This window comes from Janthinobacterium sp. FW305-128, from assembly GCF_020858135.1.
Lineage (GTDB): Bacteria > Pseudomonadota > Gammaproteobacteria > Burkholderiales > Burkholderiaceae_D > Janthinobacterium.
Genome location: NZ_JACYMK010000015.1, coordinates 14,451 through 35,095 on the forward strand (window position 1 = coordinate 14,451; position 20,645 = coordinate 35,095).

Genomic DNA, 20,645 nt, shown 5'->3' on the forward strand with positions numbered 1-20,645 from the left:
GTACGCCGCTGCGGGGCGCGCCGCAAATCGGCCCGCCCCACCCGTCAGTCCACCCTCACGTTATTTGAACGAGTACGACGCCGACATGTAGATGTAGCGGCCACGCGGATTGCCGTAGGCGGTGTCGTAGCCGATGTTCGACGATGGATCGAATGCCGGCGCACGGTCGAACACGTTATTGACGCCACCACGCAGCACCAGGTTCTTGAAGCCGCTGTAGGACAGCGAGGCGTCAACCAGGGTCGCGCTCGGGATCATCAGGCCGTTCGCGTACTCGTCGTAGTAAAGGTTGATCGTCGCCGACGGTGTCCGGTCCACGTGGTAATGCGAAGTGAAGTTGGCGCTCGTCGTCGCCGCCCAAGCACCGCGGTCCCAGTTGACACCCAGCTTGGCCAGCAGCTTAGGATAGCCGTATTCACCTGCCTCGCAAGCCGTGTTGTTGGGGCAATTGATCGCCGGATCATCAGGCAGCAGCGTGCGGTTGTAGGACAGCGTGTAGCTCGCCTCGCCGAACACCTTGAAACGCCCCATCTCGGCCGTGCGCAGCGTGTACGACGCTTCGACATCCAGACCGTCGGTGACGACCTTGCTGCGATTGATCAGGCCAACCTGCAGCTGCTTCAGGCGACCTACCAACGGACCCAGCGTCGCGCGCTGGGCGGCGCTCAGCGCGTTATACTTCTCTTGGTCTTCCGCCGTGACGGCATAGCGCGTGACGGCGTCCTTGTACTGACCATCCTCGCCCGCCAACACGGTTTCGTTGTCAAGATTCTCGACGCGATCGTTCCACTTGATATTCCAGTAGGTTAAACCCAGCGTCAGGTTCTTGATCGGTTCGGCGACCACGCCCAGGTTGAACTGCTTCGATTTTTCGGGCTTCAAATCCTTCGTGCCGGACAGCAGAGACAGCGCCGAACCGCTGCAAGCGGTGTCAAAATACGCGTCACCCACGATGCAACGCTTCGGATCCTTGGTCGCGACGAAACCGCCGCGGCCTTCGTTAAAGCGCTGCGACAGTGTCGGCGCGCGGAAACCGGTGCTGTAGCTGGTGCGGAACATCAAGGTCGGCAAGGCGGTCCAGCGCAGGCCAAGCTTCGGGTTGGTGGTACCGCCAGCCAACTGGTAGCGATCATAGCGGACGGCCGCCTGCGCTTCCAGATTTTTCAGCAGCGGCAGGGCCAACTCGCCGAACACGGCGCCGAGCGACTCAGAGCCGTCGATGCCGCGCAGGGTCGAATAGATGCCGATCGCGCCATCGCGCCAAGCCTGCGACGGATCGTAGCTGAGCTTCTCGCGCTTGTACTCGGCACCGACGGCCACACCGATCTTGCCGCCGGGCAGCTGGCCAAATTCGCTGGAAGCGGTCACCTTGGCAAAGTCCGTCGAGGACTTGGTCTTGGTGTACTGGTCGGCCGTCAGTTCGTTGATGATCTGCTCCGAATTATGGTTGCCGCCGAAGGGGTTGAACTTGCCCTGCGCCAGGTAACTCTGCAATTTATCGTGCATGAAGGAGCCGTACACGCGCGTTTCGCCCTTCTCCTGGCTGTGGCCCACAGACACGGTCCAATCCCAGTTGGCTGCGCGGCCGGTGGCGCCGCCAACCAGCCAGGTGGTGTCTACATTGGTGCCCGTACCACCCTCGGCGGCAGGGAAGAGGCGGCGGATATTGACCGGCACGCCGTAGGTATTGAAGGGATTGTTCGCCGCCACACGCAGCACGCCGGAGCGGTCGGCATTTTGGATCCAGGCCGGCGAACCTTGGACGCGCGTGTCGAAGTGGTTGTAAAACAGATTGGCGAACAACGACACATCCGGCGTCAAATCCCAGTTCGCCGTGACCGCCCCGCCGTAGCGTGTGGACGGGCGCACCAGGTCTATCGACTCAGCGGCGGAATACATGCAGGAGCTGCGATTCGGCGCAGCCACCCATTCCGGCGCATCCGGATAGGGCTTGCTGTGGGCAGCGTCGCACTCCGGATCGGGCATGCGCTGCGAACCGCCAAGCGATATGGTGCCGGGATCGCGGCCCTTGGCGCCGTACACGCCACCCTGATACAGGCCGCCCTTGTGGCCGGTGAAATCGGTACTGTTCGCCCAATCGCGGTCGACGCCGTGGATAGCCTTGGTTTTTTCGTACGAGGCCGAATACGTCACGTTGAATTTCTGTGCGTCACGGTCGCCGAAACCGCCGGACACGGACACCTTATGGTTTTGCCCGTCGCCATAGGTGGTCGAACCGGTGCTGGCGTCGAGGGTCAAGCCCTGGTAATCCTTGCGCAGGATGAAGTTGATGACGCCGCCGACGGCATCGGTGCCGTAGATGGCCGAGGCGCCGTCCTTGAGCACATCGATGCGCTCGATGGCCGACAGCGGAATGGCGTTCAGATCGACCGAGGTCTGGCCGCTATAATCGTCCGAACCGGACGCCGGCAGACGATAGCCGTTCAACAGAATCAGGGTCGGCAGACCGCGCAGCGAGACGCTGGTGGCGCCGTTTCGGAAGGAACTCGATGTCGCCAGCTCACCGCCGTTACCGCCCGCAGAAGTCAGGTTGCGCATCAGATCCAGCACCGACGTCGCGCCCGAACGGGCAATCGATTCGCGCGTCATCACGGTGATCGGGGAAATACCTTCGGCTTCGATGCGTTTGATACTCGAACCGGTGATTTCGACGCGCTGCACCTTAGGCACCGGCGCATCGATCGCTTCCTGCGCATGCACGCTCATCGTTGCGACGCCGGCGAACGCGGCCAACGCCAATCTCACCACCTGCACACTCTTTTTTTCGCGAAACATCATAACTTATTCCTTTTCATGATCCCTGATATCACTTGATAAGCGATTAGTTTGTATTTTTATAATCACTTAAATCTCTCATGGTCTTGCGAAAAACTGCAAGGCCCCTCCCGCTACAGTGGCATGCTTGTCCAACCAATTTAAGCTGGCCGCAACGCGCCCGGGGTCATAGGCCCGGGCATTGAAACGTGCGGCGTCTCCCCATGCCATACCGAATCACATCACGGACGACATTGCTGGAAACAATTGATGTCGTTCAACACAACTTGTATAGTCATCAAACCACGCCAAAAGTATCACTGTCAATAATGCAATGATTTATGAAATCAAAAAACAACATTTCGTTTTAGTCAGCTTGTTATCTCCACGCAATTTCCCGTCCCGGATGCGCCGCGCAGGCCCAGCGGCAAGAATTTCCCCCGGCCGCGCGCAGCGGCACTAAAATTGCACTCTCGAGTCGCTGCCGCGCGCGCCCCACCCGCGCGCGGCGCGGCACCTCCCATTGTTTCTCTCCGCCAGGATGTTGCATGCCGCGTTTTTTCTGTCCCCAGCCACTCGCCATAGGCGCCACCATCGCTCTGCCCGACGCCGTCGCCCACCACGTCCATGTGGTGCGCCTTATGCCGGGCGAGGCCATCACCGTCTTCAACGGCGAGGGCGGCGAGTACACGGCTGTCTTGTGCAACGTCGAGAAAAAACGCGCCAGCGCCGAACTGAAGTCCCACACGGCGCGCGAAGCGGAACTGCCCTACGCCGTGACCCTGGCACAAGCGCTGCCGGAAGCGTCCAAAATGGACTGGATCATCGAAAAAGCCATCGAACTGGGCGCGGCCGGCATCGTGCCGCTGGCGGCGCAACGCTGCGTCGTGCGCCTGTCCGCCGAGCGGGCGGAGAAAAAACTGGCCCATTGGCAAGCGATCATCGTGTCCGCATCGGAACAATGCGGGCGCAACCGCCTGGCGCAGCTGGCGCCATTACAAGATTTTAATAGCTGGAGCAGCCAGCAGGATTTACATAAACGCATCATCCTGACGCCGCGTGCGGAGCAGTCGCTGGCCGACTGGGCGCGTCACCAGCCGCCGCAGGCGATCACCGTGATGGTGGGGCCGGAAGGGGGATTTTCGGAAGCGGAAGAAAAGGCGGCCCTGGCCGCCGGCGCCATCGGCCTGGCTATGGGGCCGCGCATCCTGCGCACGGAAACGGCGGGCCTGACGGCGCTGGCCACCTTGGGCGCCTTGTGGGGCGGGATGTAAGCCAGCGTACGACGATCAGGCACCGAGCGTGCCGCCAAAACAAATGCCCCGCAAGCTTTGCAGCTTGCGGGGCATTTTACTGGCATGACTGATGATGCCTTTGCTATATCCGTCCGTGCATCCCCGTCTCCGCCGGCTGACGACTGTCAACCGGCAAGGAGGGAATCACATCAGAACTTGTGGCTGTACTGGGCCGACAAGCGCACGGTGCGCGGGCTCGAGTAGGAGTTGACCATGCCGGCGGTCGTGCTGACGGCAGTACCAGCGGCGCTGGTGTTGTAAGCCTCGTCGATCGATTGCGCCACTTGACGGTTGGTTGCGTTCAGCACGTCGACTTTAAACACGATGCCCTTGATCTGCTCTGGCTTGTAGATGAAGTTCAAGTCCAGGCGCATTTCCGTTGGCAGCGTGCCGTAAGCGCCACGGCCGTTCGGGCCGGTTGGGCACAGGAAGAAGATCGAACCGTATTGCGACAAGCCCAAGCCCTGTTGATCCATGGACGCTGGGATATTGCAAGTACGCGACATAGGACGGCCCGTTGCCACCAGCAAGTTGCCACCGACGCCGAACTGGCTCGTGAACTCATAGTAGCCATAGGTTTTCAACTGGTGCGTACGGTTGTTCGGCAACAAGCCGCTGCCGTTGATCATCGTCTCAGGGAAGTCCCATCCCGAGCTGAAGCCCACGTCGGCCTGGCCGTTATCCGACTTGGTCTGACCTTCCTGATTGCCTTCGCTGCGCGACCAGGTGTAGTTCATCTTGCCGTACCAGCCATTGCGCATCGGATGTTCGAGCATGAATTCCAGCGCCGTATAGGTACGCTTGGCTTTTTCCGGGAAGCCGGCATCGGCAGCCGTAATCGTCACCGCGCGCTGTGCACCGTTTGGTCCCACCGGGATCATGAAGGTGTTGTCCTTGCCTGGATTGAACAGGGCGCCGTTCCAGCCATGATCGTCGAAGTACTCTTTTTCAGCGCCTGTCAGCTTGGCCGAAATGGCGCGTGGATCCGAGTAGTCATCGATCGTGTTTTTCAGCTTGCGATAGGTGAACTTGATACCGCCGTTGAAGTCAGGCGTCAGCGCCTTCTCGAAGCCCAGGTTGATCTCGTCCTGGAAGTGGGCCTTCAAGTTGGTCGAAGCCAGCTCATTGGCGCGTTTTTCCTGGCCAAATTCATTGTTAGCCGACACGACATTGCTGATCGGGTTCAAGCCCAGCGGTGCGCCCGTGGTCGGGTTGACGCCCGTGTAGGTGTAGAAGCGGTCGGTGTTCAGCGAAGCGCCGGCAAAACGTACGGCCATGTTGGCCGGCAATTGCATGAAGTAGCGGCCAGCCGTACCGAAGACTTTCAGGGAACCGTCGCCATACACATTCCAGGCCGCATTCAGGCGCGGTGCCAGCATGTTTTTCTGTTCCACGAAGGTTTCGCCGATACCGTTCATGTTCTTGAACGACTCATTGCGCAAGCCCAGGGTCACGACCAGATTTTCGGTGGCCTGATAGCGGTCCTCGATGTATTGCGCCGACTGCTCGACGGTCGGGGTGGAGCCGCCGCGCTGCAGGTTTTCACGCACGTAGTAACCTTGGGTGCCATAACCGCCGCCAGCTGCCGGCGAGATATTGTGGCCAGACAATACGGTGTTCGGATCGGTTTTCAGATACGTCCAGGTACCGCCGCCAGCCGCTTCCGTACCGTTCAGGGCATTGATCTTGTTGTGGTCAAGACCGCCGCGTATCGTATGCTGCTTGGCCAGTTTGTATTCCAGATCCAGGCGATAACCGCGGTTGGTGTCTTGCGCGCCGTCGCGCAGCAGGGCCGAGCTGAAACCCTGCACTTGGCTAGGCGAATAATTCAGGCCTGGTACCTTAAACTCTGGAGAACTAACGACGATTGGACGCAAGCCTGGAATGTAGCCGAACGGATTTTGCTCGCGTTGCGTCTTCGCCTGGCCAACCAGGGCTTGCACGGTCAGATCGTCGGTCACATAGCTGGTCAGCTTGAGGATGTCGATGTTCGAGCCCTGGGCTGCCGCCAGCGCGGCACCGGTGGCGTTGAGGAACAGCACGCCTGCCGAATAGTTCTTGAATCTGGCGCCGCCGTTCTGCACATAGCCGCGCTGCTTGGTGTCGTAGTTGAAGCCGTAGTATTGATCGTTGACATTCGACTCGTCCGAAATGTGCGTGTATTCGAGGCGGTTGTTGTCGGTGATATTCCAGTCGATCTTGGCGATATAACGCGGCACATCGGATTTCTGCACCAGCCAGCCGGTCTGGTTGTTCACCTGGCTGGTCGATGCCAGACGCGCCGTTTCGCGGTCCATCTTGGTAAATTCGCCACCCAGATAGATGAACAGCTTGTCCTTGATCAGCGGGCCGCTGACATAGGCGTTATAGACCTTCTCGGTCAGCTTGTCGCCTTCGCGGTAGTTGTAGATCTTGCCATCCGTCTTGGGATTGGCGCCCGTATTCGGGAACATGATGTTCTTGGCCTTGCCGCGCAGCGAATCAGGCGCGTAGGTAAAGCCGGCGCCGAATTCCCAGTTATTCGTACCGCTCTTGGTGGTGATGTTGACCACGCCACCCGTCGAACGTCCGAATTCGGCGCCATAGCCGCCGGTGATGATTTGCGCTTCAGCAATCGAGCCGAAAGGCAGGGAAGAGTAACCAACCTGATACAGGCTGTTGGTGACGGGGAAACCGTTGATGTACGCCGCATTTTCCGACGCGCTGGAGCCGCCGAAGCTGGCGGCGTTGTTGCCGTAGCGCGAGTCGGCGCGCGTGGTGCCGCCAGCCAATTGCACGATGTTGGCAACCGTAGGCGCCAATGGCAGGGTAGCCAGTTCGCGCGAATTGAAGGAAGAACCGGAGTTGGAACTGGTGACATCGATCGCGCGGCGGCGGCTCGTCACGTTCACGGTTTGCACCTGCTGCAGCGCCACTTCGCTTTCCTGGCCGATGCGCACTTCCACATCCTGCGAGCTGACGACGGAAGAGCCTTTCAGCAGGGTCACCTTGTAGTTGCCAACTGGCAGGGAGGTGATGCGGAAAGTACCGCTTGCATCGGGCGAAATGGTCCGTTTGAAGCCATTGTCAGCACCGACGATCTGCACCGATGCGCTGGCATCCGGCGCGATCTTGCCGATGATATTGCCCGTGGCATTCGACTGTGCCATTACCGTTGGAACAATCGCAGCGCTCAATACCGATGCGCTGAAAGCGATCGTTAATGCACGTGCTATTACAGTTTTTCTCAACATGTCATTCCCTATTTATTTATGAGCGCAGTATTACTGCTTTGGTAAAGGAGTTTATCACTCACACTTATGCGTTTTTGAACGCTTTTTACTCTCATCACCTTGTAATCCCTTCATACAAGGCATCCTCTCGATCCACTTTGCATACGCAAAATAAACAGAATGACACATCGAAACATATTGAAACGGACTGGTCAATAAAATTAGAAAAACTGTTCTGTTGGCGCAACACTTCAATTTATACAAAAAATAGACGAGCAGAAGCGCATCCAGGCTGAATGAAAACACTCGCGGACGATAATCAAATTTACTTGGAATGCCTGCAAACAGTGGCTTTGCACCAATGGCATCAGAATGCTGCAGGAAGAGTTGTTTCTAAAAAAAGATGAATATAAAAAGCCCGAAAAATAAATGACGCGCAAGACGAAATTATTTTACGGGACGAGGTAAAATATATTGCACATCCATCCCGCAATAAATCAATCAGATTTTTTCAGGACAGTTCCATATAAAAAAATATCTCGTCATCATCTCAAAAATAAATCCTGCATTCCATTGATGACGCGACAGCGGCAAGAGTCAGCGCTGCTCATTTCCTTCAATGCGTGCGAAGCAAAGATACAGAATTGCACCTGCAAGAAACAAAACACTATCAAATCACACGCAATGGCAAGGCGTCAACAAAATCAAGCAGCCACAACAAAAAAGCAACACAAATTACGGGGAAAATTTGGCCCCGATTTGCACGCCCCAACAAGGGGCGGCGGATGCACCAGCAACGCGCCGATTTTGCACCAGTTTGTAGCAGCCAGGAAACGCCGCCATATCGCGCCACGGCACGGTGGCGACCATGCGAACAGACGGCACTGCCGCCTGTCCCCCCCCCGAAAAAAGTCCGGGTAAACGAAGCAGTGAACGATGTGGAGGTAAAATAGCGCCCGGATGCCGTCACGCGGCACCGCACACTCTCCGCTAGATACGGAGCCCGGCAATTTTTAAAAATACACACCATGTTGCGACTCAACGAAGTAAAACTCCCCCTCGAACACGACGAAGCGGCCCTGCCCGCCGCCATTCTGGCGCGCCTCGGCATTGCCGCGGATGAGCTGCTCGGCTTTACCGTCTTCAAGCGCAGCTATGACGCGCGCAAGCGCAGCGCCGTGGTGTTGATTTACTCGCTGCACGTGGACGTCAAGAATGAAGCGGCCGTGCTGGCGCGCCTGGGCCACGATATCCACCTGATGCCTGCGCCCGATACCGACTATAAATTCGTCGCCGGCGGCGAACAGCTGGCCGGCCATACCAATGAACCGCGCCCCATCGTCATCGGCACGGGCCCCTGCGGCCTGTTCGTGGCGCTGATCCTGGCACAGATGGGCTTGCGCCCCCTCATCCTGGAACGGGGCAAGCAGGTGCGCGAGCGCACGGTCGACACCTTCGGTTTCTGGCGCAAGCGCGAACTGAACCCGGAATCGAACGTGCAGTTCGGCGAAGGCGGCGCCGGCACCTTCTCTGACGGCAAGCTGTACAGCCAGATCAAGGATCCCAAGCACTACGGCCGCAAGGTGCTGACGGAATTCGTCAAGGCCGGCGCGCCCGAAGAAATCATGTACGTGAGCAAGCCGCACATCGGCACTTTCCGCCTGGTCAAGATGGTGGAAGAAATGCGCGCGAATATCGAACGGCTGGGCGGCGAATACCGCTTCAGCAGCAAGGTGGTCGATCTCGACATCGAGCCAGGCAGCGATGGCGGCCAGGTGCGCGGCGTGGTGCTGGACAATGGCGAAACCATCGCCAGCAACCACGTCGTGCTGGCCATCGGCCACAGCGCGCGCGACACCTTCGAGATGCTGCACCGCCGCGGCGTGTACATCGAAGCGAAACCGTTCTCGATCGGCTTCCGCGTGGAACACCCGCAATCGTTGATCGACAGCTGCCGCTTCGGCCCCAGCGCCGGCCACCCGATCCTGGGCGCGGCCGACTACAAGCTCGTGCATCACGCCAGCAACGGCCGCTCCGTCTACAGCTTCTGCATGTGCCCGGGCGGCACGGTGGTGGCCGCCGCCTCGGAACCGGGCCGCCTGGTGACGAACGGCATGAGCCAGTACTCGCGCAACGAGCGCAACGCCAACAGCGCCATCGTCGTCGGCATCACGCCGGCCGATTACCCGGGCGACCCGCTGGCCGGCATCGCCCTGCAGCGCGAGCTGGAGGAGCGCGCATTTGCCTTGGGCGGCGGCAACTACGATGCCCCTGGACAATTGGTCGGCGACTTCGTGGCTGGCCGCGCCTCGACGGAATTTGGCAGCGTGGTACCGTCGTACAAGCCGGCCGTGCATCTGACGGACCTGGCACCCTCCTTGCCCGAATACGCGATCACGGCCCTGCGCGAAGCCTTCCCGGCGTTCAACAAGCAGATCAAGGGCTATTACAAGGCCGACGCCGTGCTGACAGGTGTTGAAACGCGCACCTCGTCGCCGATCCGCATCAAGCGCCGCGACGACGACTTCCAAAGCCTGAATACACGGGGCCTCTTCCCCGCAGGCGAAGGCGCTGGCTATGCGGGCGGCATCCTGTCGGCGGCCGTCGATGGCATCAAGGTGGCCGAGGCGGTGGCGCTGTCGATGGCGGCGCGCGGCTAAGCTACGCCAGCCTCTGCCTGCAGGCGGGACGAAAAAAAACCGGCACTGAGTTCACAGTGCCGGTTTTTTTTATGCCTGCTCCCGCTCTTTAAAACTTGTACGAGGCATTCAGGTAGCCGGTACGGCCGCGCGGATCGTAATAGCGGTCGTCATAGCCGAATTGCTGGCCGCGGTTCGCGCCGGACGTCGATGGCACGAATGGAGGGCTCTTGTCGGTCAGGTTCAGCACGCCTGCCGTAAGCACCCAGCTCTTGCTTGGCGTCCACACCGTTTGCCAGTCGAGCGTCGAATAGAAACCGACCTGCATGCGGATCTTTTCCTGGCCCGTCACGGCGCCCGAAGCGTCAAGTACATCGACCGACGTTTCCTGGTCCTTGTAGCCGGACAGGAAGTTGACCGTCAGCGAGTTGGCCCAGTTGCCCGTTTTCAGGGTATTCGTCCACTGGCCGCGCGTGCGGAAAGTCACCGTCCCCAGATCGGCGAAGTTGCCCAGCGCCGAATAATACTTGCCGCCGCGTTCCAGCTGCACATCCTCGCGCAGCATTTGCGTCGCGTTCAGCTGCGACGTGAACAGGCCAATGCCGGAACGGTAACGGGCGCTGATATCGATATCGACACCGGTGGCAAACGACTTGCCCAGATTCTGGTTGTCCGCCAGGAAGGCCAGGTAGGTGGTACCCGTGCCCACGTCCTTGTTGACGCCCCAGGATTTCGGGAAGTTGGACGGATTGCCGAATACCAGCTGTTCGGTCAACTGACCGAAGGAATCGCGGATCTGCACATGCCACAGGTCGGCGCCCAGGGTAATGGCGCTGATCGGCTCGTAGCGGAAGCCGATGGTCGCCTGTTTCGATTTCTCAGGCTGCAACTCGCGGTTGCCGCCGGCCAGCTGGTCGTACTGGCGATTGCCTGGCTGGCATTGTGCATTCAGACGCGTGGCGATCGCCTGCAGTGCCGGCGTGCACGTGTACTTCTCGCTGGTGACACCATAGCCGCGCTGCAGGGCGTTGACTTGCGGCACTGTCGGTGCGTGGAAACCGTTGCCGACAGAGCCGCGGATCAGCAAGGTGGGTGCCGGCGTCCATTTAAAACTGGCCTTGGCCGTGGTGGCGCCGCCGAAGTCCGAGAATTCATCGAAACGCAAGGCCGCGCCCAATTCCAGCTCTTTCAGCACAGGCGCGATGACTTCGCCAAAAATGCCCTTCGACGTACGGCTGGCGCTGTACGGCTGGCTGCTGGCCGCATCGCCGAAACGCTGGTCGCACTCCAGTCCTGTCGTGCCGCCGCACAAGGTGCCCTTCACGGGGTCGGCCAGGATGCCTTGCGCAAACGGACTTGGCTTCGCGGAGAATTCTTCGCGATTGATGTTGACTCCCATGCCCAGCATCATCGCGCCGCCAGGCAGTCGGCGCAGTTCCGTCGAGCCATTCAGGTTAATCGTTTGCAGGCGCGAAGTGCCGCCATCCCAGTAACCGGTATACGCGGCAGCCTTGATGGCTTCCTGTGCCGCGGTGGACTGCTTGCCCGGGCCGACGAAGGGATCGAGCAGGCCGCTCGATGTGAGATTATTGACAGCAATGGCACCAGGATAGCCGGAAATACTGCCTTTTACGCGGCTTTCGGAAAAGTTATAAGCAGCGTTATAGTCCCAACCGGCCAGAATGCCGCGCGTGCCGACCACCACACTGGCAAAATCGGCCGTATCTTTCGAGGTACGCTGGCCCATGTCGAACAGCCGGTAAAAAGCCGTGCTGTCGCCGGTAATACCAGCTGGCACTAAATACTTGTCATGCAGCGGCGTGCCTGCATCGACAGCGATCGCCCCAGGCACGGGGGCGATACGCGAAGTTTGTTTCGTGCGTGACAGCAATACGTCCGCATACACTTCCTGGCCGGCGATCTTGAAGGTGCCCGATGCCATGAAGTTGTCACGCTTGCGCTCCGGATAGATTTCCAGGTCCTTGGTGAAGTCGTAGCCGCAGTAGTCATCGACCAGGCCGCTGCCGTCGTTATACGGTTCGATCACGCGGAACGTCTTGTCCGGGCAGGAGCCGTTGGCCTTCTGGTAAGGGCTGATCAGCTGGCCATTGTCATCGGTGGCATTGGCCGGAATCGGGCTGGCCGAAAACTGTTGCTTCTGATAGCGCTTGCCATTGGCCGAGAATTGCACCTTGCCCGTGCTGGCGAACTTGCGGTCGACGGAAGCGAGCTTGTCGCGCTCGTCGTGGCCAAAGGTCAGCACCACGTTGTAGCCATCTTCGTCCAGGTTGCCAAAACCCTTGGTGGCGCTGAGGCGTTTCTCACGCGCACCGTTTTTTGGTGCGGAGTAGCCGATGGACACATCACCGATCGTCGTATCGTGCTTGGTAATGAAGTTGACCACGCCGGCGATCGCATCGGCACCGTACAGGGCGGAGGCGCCATCGGTCAGCAGTTCCACACGCTCGATGGCCGAGATAGGGATCGAATTCAAGTCGAAGCCAGCGGCGAAACCCGTCAGCGTCTGGCCGCCGAACTGGGCCAGGCGCTTGCCGTTCAGCAAGACGAGCGTACGCGTCTCCCCCACGTTATGCACGGAAATACCGGAGAAACCGAAGGTGCTTCCCCCAACCGAGGAACTTTCGCTCGTGGCACCCTGGGCGGAAGAGAGCTTCTTGACCAGATCGGTGACCGAAGTGGCGCCCGATGTGCGGATGGCTTCGGCGGTCAGCACGGTGACCGGCAAGGCGCCTTCGGCAGCGATACGCTTGATCGACGAACCGGTGACTTCAACGCGCTGGATTTGCGCATCGGCGCCCTGCGCATCTTGTGCTACCGCAGACTGCGAGGCAACGGACAAGGCCGCTGCCATACCACCGGCGCAGACGATGCGAACTGCACGAGAGATGACGGTTTCTTTAAGCATGGTGAACCCTTTTTCATTTGTACGGTTATATATGACTCCGGATTTGTTACCCGGATTACACTCGTTCATCTAAAGGAAACGCCTCGCACGGCACCGGATCAGGCGCCGTGAAGTTCGCTGGGACACGTGTACAGAAATGGAACTAGGCAACTAAAAGTCAACTAGACAACTACATAGAATCACGGCAAGAATATGAGTGTCAACAGAACTCAACATGCGTATGGCGTACATACAACATATGAAAAGCAGGGGCGACAAGGGATAAGGCGCGCTCGCGGCTAGCCGCGAGGCCATGCGGCATCAGCTGGCCAGCGGCAGCCTGATTTGTATATGACAGCCGGGAGTGCAGTCGATCGCGCACACCTGGCCGCCCAGTTGCTGCACGATGGTGTAGACGATGTGCATGCCCAGGCCGGAGCCGCCCTGGCCCCGCTTGGTGGTGAAGAACGGTTCAAACATGTGTTCGCGCACAGCCGGTGCCAGGCCGATACCGTCATCGGAGAAGTCCAGCAGCAGCCAGCGCCCGGCGGCGTCTTCCCCCTCCTTCTCGATGCGCGCGCGGATCGTGATGCGCCCCGGGCCGCCTTGCGGATAGCCATGGCGGGCGCTGTTCATCAGCAGGTTCGAGAGGATTTGCGACAGCTTGCCGGCCGCCAGGCGTACCTGGCAATCGGGCGCGATATCAAGCTCCACACCGAGCGCCGCCTTGCGCAATTCCGGGCTGTGCGCCGACACCAGGCCGTGCACATAATCGTGCAGCGCCAGGTCCGCCACGTATTCGCTGACCTGATCCACGGCCAGCTGCTTGAAATTGCCGATCAGGTCGGCGGCACGCGCCAGGTTGCGCTCGATCAAGGCCGCCGCGCCTTTCAGGGATTCGGCAATGTCGATCAGTTCGGTGCGGCTGACCTTGGCGCCGCCCAGCAGCTGCACCAGCTGGTCGGCATAGCTGCCCATGCTCGACGCGGCTGTCAGCGCCACGCCGATGGGCGTGTTGACTTCATGCGACACGCCCGCCACCAGCGAGCCGAGGGCCGCCATCTGTTCCTGCTCGATCAGATTGGCCTGCGCCGCCAGCAGCGACTCGGTGCGCACGCGCACGATTTCTTCCAGCTGTTGGGTGCGCTCCTGGTGCTGCAGCTCGGCCGCGCCGCGCGCCGAGAAGATCGACAACAGCAGCAGCGCCAGCAAGCGCTTGTTTTCATCGATGGGACGCGTGTCGATGGCCGACAGGATGCCCAGGGTCTTGCCATCGGTATCGATCAGCGGCATGCCGACATAGCTTTCCGCATGCATGTCGACCAGGAGGGTATCGAGTGGAAAGCGACGCTGGATATCGCTGCCGTGAAAACACATGCTCTGGCAAGTCACGTCCTGACAAGGCGTGTGCTGCAGGCTGTATTCGATATTCGGCTGGTAGCCATCGCCGCCCCACAGGGCCAGGGTGCGGATGCCTTCGCTGCCATCGTCCATGCGCACCAGCCGCCCGGCGATCACATAGTGCACGTCGAGCGCTTCGGCCAGGTCCTTGACGAGGATGCGCAGGAAGTCGTCGCCACGGGCGTGCGCCGTCGAGGCGGTGATCGAGCGCAGGGCCGCTTCCGCCAGGGTGCGCCGCTGCTCGGGATCGAACAGGGGTTCTTGCGAATTCACATCGAACAACGGAATACTCATGAATGCTCCTGCGCAGCACGGGAAGCGCAGGCAAAGCTGCCGGCGCGGCGATCCTCAGCAAAGGCCCGAGTCAACGGACTTGCCGCGATTGTACCCCTGGCTATTGTTTAATAATACAGATACGCAGGAAATTTTTATAGCCAGCCGGAACGCTTGAACAAGTAATACATATAACCGCAGACACAGCTCATCACTGCCACTGCGGCCGGATAGCCATAATGCCAGTCCAGTTCCGGCATGAACTTGAAGTTCATGCCCCAGATGCCGGCAAATGCGGTAAACACGGCAAAGATAGCCGCCCAGGCCGCCAACTGCTTGTTCACTTCGCTCTCGTCGATGGCCACCATCGACAGATTCACCTGGATGGCCGTGCTGATCGTATCGCGGATAGTGTCGAGCGTGCCGTTGATGCGCGCCAGATGGTCGTGCACGTCGCGGAAATACTCCTGGGTATCGTGGCACAGCGGCGGCACGCGCCCGCCGTGCAGCTTGCCCACCGCTTCCATCAGGGGCGCCACCACGTGGCGCAAGACCATGACCTTGCGCTTCAATTGATACAGCCGTTCGATATTGTCGCGCTCGGTACCACGGTCGAAGATGCGGTCCTCGATCAGTTCCAGCTCCGATTCGAGCGCGTCGAGCACGGGAAAGTAACGGTCGACGACCGCGTCCATCAGCGCGTACAGCACGAAAGCCGAGCCCTGGCGCAGCAGATGCGGTTCGCGCTCGGCACGCGCGCGGACACCGAGGAAACCTTGCGAGCTGTTGCTGCGCGACGAAAGCACGTAATTGGCACCGACAAAGATATCGACTTCGCCCAGCACCAGTTCATTCTCGACCATTTCCACGGTTTTCACCACGGCAAACAGGGAATCGCCGTATTCCTCGATCTTCGGGCGCTGGTGACCGCGCTGCGCGTCTTCCACCGCCAGTTCGTGCAGGCAAAACTCGTGCTGCATCTGTTTCAGCTCGTCCGGCGTGGCGTCGAGCAGGGCCACCCAGACGAAGCAATCGGGGCGCTCGACGTAATCGCTGATATCGTCGATCGGCAAGTCGGCCAGTTTTTTGCCATCCTGGTAGGCCACGCAGTTTATGAGCATACAGTTCCACAATCAAATGAAGACCGGACGAAACAGTCCGGCAGGCGTCAGCTTACCTTATCGCCTGCTGTGGGTGTTGTGGCGTGCAAGGAACACCGCAAGAAAAAACGGACGGGAGAGTCCCCGTCCAGCAAGGCGTCAATCGTCCTTGGCGCCGTCGATGCCCAGTTCGGATATCTTGCGGGTAATGGTGTTGCGGCCGATGCCCAGGCGCACGGCGGCGTCGTTCTTGCGCCCGTGCGTATGCTTGAGCGCCGTCTTGATCAGGGCCGATTCGAATTGCCTCCCCAGCACGGCCATGACTTCCTGCTGTCCCGCGCCCAGCATGCCGGCCGCCTGCAATTCCAGCAAGCCGATCCATCCCGGCGGCGCGCCGTTGACGGGCGCGGCCGCTTCGAAGACTTGGCCGCCCTGCTGGTGAGCAAAAGCTGGCGACGCAGCCTCGCCCGCCGCAGCGGTGGCGGCGCCATCGCCCTGCCCCTGCGTCAATTCCAGCGGCAAGTCCTTGATTTCCACCGTCTGGCCCGGCGCCATGACGGTGATCCAGTTGCACAGGTTTTCCAGCTGGCGCACATTGCCGGGCAAGTCGAGGCTGCTGAGGAACTGCATCGTCGGTTCGCTCATGCGTTTGGCTTCCACGCCCAGCTGGCGCGCGCTTTGCACCAGGAAGTGGCGCACCAGAATGGGGATATCCTCGCGCCGCTCCCGCAAACTGGGCAGGCGCAGGCGGATCACGTTCAGCCGGTGATACAAGTCTTCACGGAACAGGCCGTCGCGCACGCGCTGCTCGAGGTTCTGGTGCGTGGCGGTAATGACGCGCACGTTCGCCTTCATGGGCTGATGGCCGCCGACGCGATAGAAATGGCCGTCGGACAGCACGCGCAGCAAACGCGTCTGCAGGTCGAACGGCATGTCGCCGATTTCATCGAGGAACAGGGTGCCGTTCTCGGCCTGCTCGAAGCGGCCCCGGCGGGTCGTCTGCGCGCCCGTAAACGCGCCGCGTTCATGGCCGAACAGTTCGGACTCGAGCAAATCCTTCGGGATCGCCGCCGTGTTCAGGGCGATGAAGGGCTGCGCCGCGCGCGGGCTGTGCTTGTGCAGCGCGCGCGCCACGAGTTCCTTGCCGGAACCGGATTCGCCCGTGATGAGCACCGTCACATTCGATTGCGACAAACGGCCGATGGCGCGGAAGACTTCCTGCATGGCCGGCGCCTGGCCGAGGATTTCCGGCGTTTCCGACGGGCCCGATTCGACGCTGGTCTCGCGCAGGCTTTCTTCCAGCGCGCGGCGGATCAGCTCGACGGCCTTGTCGATGTCAAACGGCTTGGCCAGGTATTCGAAGGCGCCGCCCTGGAAGGCCGCGACGGCCGAATCGAGGTCGGAAAAGGCCGTGATGATGATGACCGGCAAGCCGGGAAAGCGCGACTTGACCGTTTGCAGCAACTCCAGGCCGGACGCGCCCGGCATGCGGATATCGGACACGAGCACTTGCGGCGTGTCAAATTCCAGCGCGGCGATGGCGTCGCGCGCATTGGCAAAACTCTTGGTGGCGAGATTTTCCCGCGCCAGGGCTTTTTCCAGCACCCAGCGGATTGATTCGTCGTCGTCAACTATCCAGATTGGCTTCATTAGTGTGTGCGTCCCGCAATGGATTTCATGGGTGGGATACTTCCTCGCTTATGGCAAGGGGAGAACGATCCTGAAATCGGTGTATCCAGGCCGGCTTTCGCACTCGATCACGCCCAGGTGCTGTTGCACGAAGGTTTGCGCCAAGGTCAGTCCCAGCCCGCTTCCGCCTTCCCTGCCCGACACCAGCGGGTAGAAAATCCGGTCGCGGATCTGGGGTGCGATGCCCGGTCCATTGTCAATGATATGCAAGTCTAATGCCAGGTTGTAGCGGACCTTGGCCAGCGTCACCTGGCGCGCCACGCGCGTCTTGAAAATCAGCTCCGCATCGCCCGCTTCGATGCGCTCGGCCAGCGCCTGCGCCGCGTTATGCGCAATGTTGAGCACGGTCTGTATCAGTTGCTCCTTGTCGCCGCGAAACTCGGGGATCGAGGCGTCGTAATCGCGCGAAATGGTCAGTCCGCTGGGGAACTCGGCCAGGATCAGGCTGCGCACCCGTTCGCACACTTCATGGATATTCACGTCGCCCACGATATGCGGGCGGCGGTGCGGCGCCAGCAGGCGGTCGACCAGCGTCTGCAGGCGGTCCGCCTCCTTGATGATGACTTGCGTGTATTCGCGCAGCTCGCTCAGATGCAGGGCCGGCAATTCCAGCTCCAGCAGCTGGGCCGCGCCGCGGATGCCGCCCAGCGGGTTCTTGATTTCATGCGCCAGGTTGCGGATCAGCTCCTTGTTGACCTGGCTCTGGTCGAGGATGCGCTCCTCGCGGTCGAGTTTTAATTGCTGCACGTTTTCGCGCAGTTCGATCAGCACGCCGTCGCTAGGTGCGTCGAGCGCGCTAACGATGCTGTGCACGCGCAGCGGCTCGCGCCCCAGGCGTTCCAGGCTCAGGTCCTGGCGCAAATCGGAAAATTTATGTTCGAGCGCCTGCGCGCAGATGCCGGCCAGCTCCTCGGGGTTGAGGAACAGCGCCGTCAGCTTTTGCCGCGACAGCGCCTTTAATGAGCTTTCCAGCAGGTTTTCCGCCGCCGCGTTGGCATAGCTGATGCGGCCGTCGCCGTCGAGCAGGATCACGGCCGAAGCGAGCAAATCAAGGCCAGCCAGATGGGCGGGACGGCTGGAAAAATTGTCTATTGTCATGGTCTCGTCATCGGATATTGGCGATCTCGCGTTTCAGGGCGTCTATATTTTGCTGCGTGCGGCTGATGTTGTCCTTCAACTGCGCCACCCGTTCCTGGTATTTCGCATAGTTGCGCTCATTGCCCTGGCGCTCGGGCTGCCCGCCGTTAAATTCCAGGCGCTGCGCCGCCAGTTTCTGCTCTTCGCTGCGCAATTCGTCCTGCAGGATCTGGCGCCGGTCCAGGTCGCGCGCGCGCTGCTCGGCGCCATCGACCTTGGGAAACGCGCCGGCGGCAGGCGCCGCCGTGGCCGCCGCCTGTGTGGCGGGCCGGGCAGGCGCGCCAGCCAGCGGCGCCGTCTTGCGTGGCGGCTCCGTCAGGGCGCCCGGCAAATCGAGCAGCTGGCAATGCGCGCCAGCCCGCCTGTCCGTGTACGTCTTGTGTCCTTGCGCATCGGCGCACACATACAACTGCCCGTGCGCCTGTGCCGCCGCGCCCAGCAATCCTGCCATCAGCGCCATTCTGTAATGCTTGGTCAATCTCTACTCCTGTCGGCACATGCCGCATCGTTCCTGGGCCGACTATACAACAACGCACTGTGGCGCCATAACAAAAAACGCGGGCAAGACCATCGCCTCACCCGCGTTTTTTTATTCACTACCGGCACGTTGCCGGCGTGGCGCCATTACAGCGAGTAGTACATGTCGAACTCGGCAGGATGCGTGGTCATGCGCATGCGCTGCACGTCCTGCATTTTCAGTTCCAGGTAAGCGTCGATCATCGAATCGCTGAACACGCCGCCGCGGGTCAGGAACTCGCGGTCCTTGTCCAGGGCTTCCAGTGCTTCTTCCAGCGAAGCGCACACGGTAGGGATCAGTGCGTCTTCTTCCGGCGGCAGATGGTACAGATCTTTCGAGGCGGCTTCGCCCGGATGGATCTTGTTGGCGACGCCGTCCAGGCCGGCCATCAGCAGTGCGGCGAAGCACAGGTACGGGTTCGCCAGCGGATCCGGGAAGCGCGCTTCGACGCGGCGGCCTTTTGGATTGGCCACGTGCGGGATACGGATCGAGGCGGAACGGTTTTTCGCCGAGTACGCCAGCTTCACCGGCGCTTCGTAACCTGGTACCAGACGCTTGTACGAGTTCGTGCCCGGGTTGGTGATCGCGTTCAGCGCCTTGGCGTGCTTGATGATGCCGCCGATGTAGTACAGGGCGAAATCGGACAGGCCGGCATAGCCGTCGCCAGCGAACAGGTTTTTGCCATCTTTCCATACGGATTGATGCACGTGCATGCCCGAACCGTTGTCGCCAACGATAGGTTTCGGCATGAAGGTGGCGGTCTTGCCATAGCTGTGCGCCACATTCCACACCACGTATTTCAGGTTTTGCGTCCAGTCGGCGCGCTCGACCAGGGTCGAGAACTTGGTGCCGATTTCATTCTGGCCGGCGCCGGCGACTTCGTGATGATGTACCTCAACCGGGATGCCCAGCGATTCCAGAATCAGGCACATTTCCGAACGCATGTCCTGGAAGCTGTCCACTGGCGGCACCGGGAAGTAACCGCCCTTGACGGTAGGACGGTGGCCGCTGTTGCCGCCTTCGATGTCCTTGCCGGTCGACCAGGAACCTTCGTCCGAACCGATCTTGACGAAGCAGCCCGACATGTCGATCTTCCAGCGCACGCTGTCGAAGATGAAGAATTCCGGCTCAGGGCCGAAGTAGGCGGTGTCGCCCATGCCCGACGATTTCAGGTAGGCTTCGGCGCGTTTCGCGATCGAGCGCGGGTCGCGGTCGTAGCCCTTGCCGTCCGACGGTTCGATCACGTCGCACTGCATGAACAAGGTCGTTTCTTCCATGAACGGGTCGATATTGGCCGTGTTTGGATCCGGCAGCAAGATCATGTCGGACGCTTCGATACCTTTCCAGCCAGCGATCGAAGAACCGTCAAAGGCGTGGCCCGACTCGAATTTGTCCATGTCGAAGTGCGACACGGGAACCGTCACGTGCTGCTCTTTACCACGGGTATCAGCAAAGCGGAAATCAACGAATTTGACTTCGTTTTCTTCTACCATCTTCAAGACTTCTGCGGCTGTCATTGCCATGCGTATCTCCTAAATGAATGTGGGGTGAGCCGACCTTAGTGCGTCTGGGCTGATGAAGCGAAGCAAACATTGCGTGCCACCAAAACTCATAAGGATCATAGCAGATTCCATGCCAGCTCCAGAAGAGACCTGGCCGCCAAAGGCAAAACCCGGCTATCCCAATGAAAGTTTTCCCGCCC

General features: G+C 60.2%; 11 protein-coding genes. 2 read left to right on the plus strand and 9 right to left on the minus strand.

What is annotated here, in order from left to right; all coding sequences use genetic code 11:
- Nucleotides 1–60 precede the first annotated feature (60 nt).
- Complete coding sequence (locus IGS60_RS26150; RefSeq protein WP_230506616.1) at nt 61–2,799, minus strand: TonB-dependent receptor; 2,739 nt, start codon at nt 2,797–2,799, stop codon at nt 61–63.
- A 524-nt stretch (nt 2,800–3,323) separates the two neighbouring features.
- Here IGS60_RS26150 and IGS60_RS26155 point away from each other — a divergent pair.
- On the plus strand, nt 3,324–4,049 hold the full coding sequence (locus tag IGS60_RS26155) for a 16S rRNA (uracil(1498)-N(3))-methyltransferase (RefSeq protein WP_070312782.1): 726 nt from the start codon (nt 3,324–3,326) through the stop codon (nt 4,047–4,049).
- Between the two features lie 170 nt (nt 4,050–4,219).
- On the opposite strand, the gene IGS60_RS26160 is transcribed toward IGS60_RS26155, so the two are convergent.
- Complete coding sequence (locus IGS60_RS26160) at nt 4,220–7,219, minus strand: carboxypeptidase regulatory-like domain-containing protein (protein ID WP_083287270.1); 3,000 nt, start codon at nt 7,217–7,219, stop codon at nt 4,220–4,222.
- 1,091 nt (nt 7,220–8,310) lie between these two features.
- Here IGS60_RS26160 and IGS60_RS26165 point away from each other — a divergent pair.
- Nucleotides 8,311–9,942 carry an NAD(P)/FAD-dependent oxidoreductase gene (locus IGS60_RS26165; protein WP_230506617.1) on the plus strand — a complete coding sequence of 544 codons (1,632 nt, stop codon included), beginning with the start codon at nt 8,311–8,313 and terminating at the stop codon, nt 9,940–9,942.
- An 88-nt stretch (nt 9,943–10,030) separates the two neighbouring features.
- Here IGS60_RS26165 and IGS60_RS26170 read toward each other — a convergent pair whose 3' ends face one another.
- The 7 genes from IGS60_RS26170 to glnA form a co-directional block, all read right to left on the minus strand.
- A complete protein-coding gene (locus tag IGS60_RS26170; RefSeq protein ID WP_230506618.1) occupies nt 10,031–12,847 on the minus strand; it encodes a TonB-dependent siderophore receptor in 2,817 nt (938 codons plus the stop codon).
- Nucleotides 12,848–13,147: 300 nt separating this feature from the next.
- The gene (locus IGS60_RS26175; RefSeq protein WP_230506619.1) at nt 13,148–14,521 is read right to left on the minus strand and encodes a GAF domain-containing sensor histidine kinase; all 1,374 of its coding nucleotides are present in this window, start codon (nt 14,519–14,521) and stop codon (nt 13,148–13,150) included.
- A 134-nt stretch (nt 14,522–14,655) separates the two neighbouring features.
- On the minus strand, nt 14,656–15,621 hold the full coding sequence (gene corA / locus IGS60_RS26180; RefSeq protein WP_034760218.1) for a magnesium/cobalt transporter CorA: 966 nt from the start codon (nt 15,619–15,621) through the stop codon (nt 14,656–14,658).
- 138 nt (nt 15,622–15,759) lie between these two features.
- On the minus strand, nt 15,760–17,250 hold the full coding sequence (gene ntrC / locus IGS60_RS26185) for a nitrogen regulation protein NR(I) (RefSeq protein ID WP_230506620.1): 1,491 nt from the start codon (nt 17,248–17,250) through the stop codon (nt 15,760–15,762).
- A 48-nt stretch (nt 17,251–17,298) separates the two neighbouring features.
- Nucleotides 17,299–18,387: a nitrogen regulation protein NR(II) gene (glnL, locus tag IGS60_RS26190; RefSeq protein ID WP_230506621.1), complete on the minus strand. Its 1,089-nt coding sequence runs from the start codon at nt 18,385–18,387 to the stop codon at nt 17,299–17,301.
- Between the two features lie 7 nt (nt 18,388–18,394).
- Nucleotides 18,395–18,904 (minus strand): DUF4124 domain-containing protein, encoded by a 510-nt coding sequence (locus tag IGS60_RS26195; RefSeq protein WP_306798520.1) that lies wholly within the window; start codon nt 18,902–18,904, stop codon nt 18,395–18,397.
- A gap of 146 nt (nt 18,905–19,050) precedes the next feature.
- On the minus strand, nt 19,051–20,466 hold the full coding sequence (glnA, locus tag IGS60_RS26200; RefSeq protein WP_070219258.1) for a type I glutamate--ammonia ligase: 1,416 nt from the start codon (nt 20,464–20,466) through the stop codon (nt 19,051–19,053).
- Nucleotides 20,467–20,645: the final 179 nt, after the last annotated feature.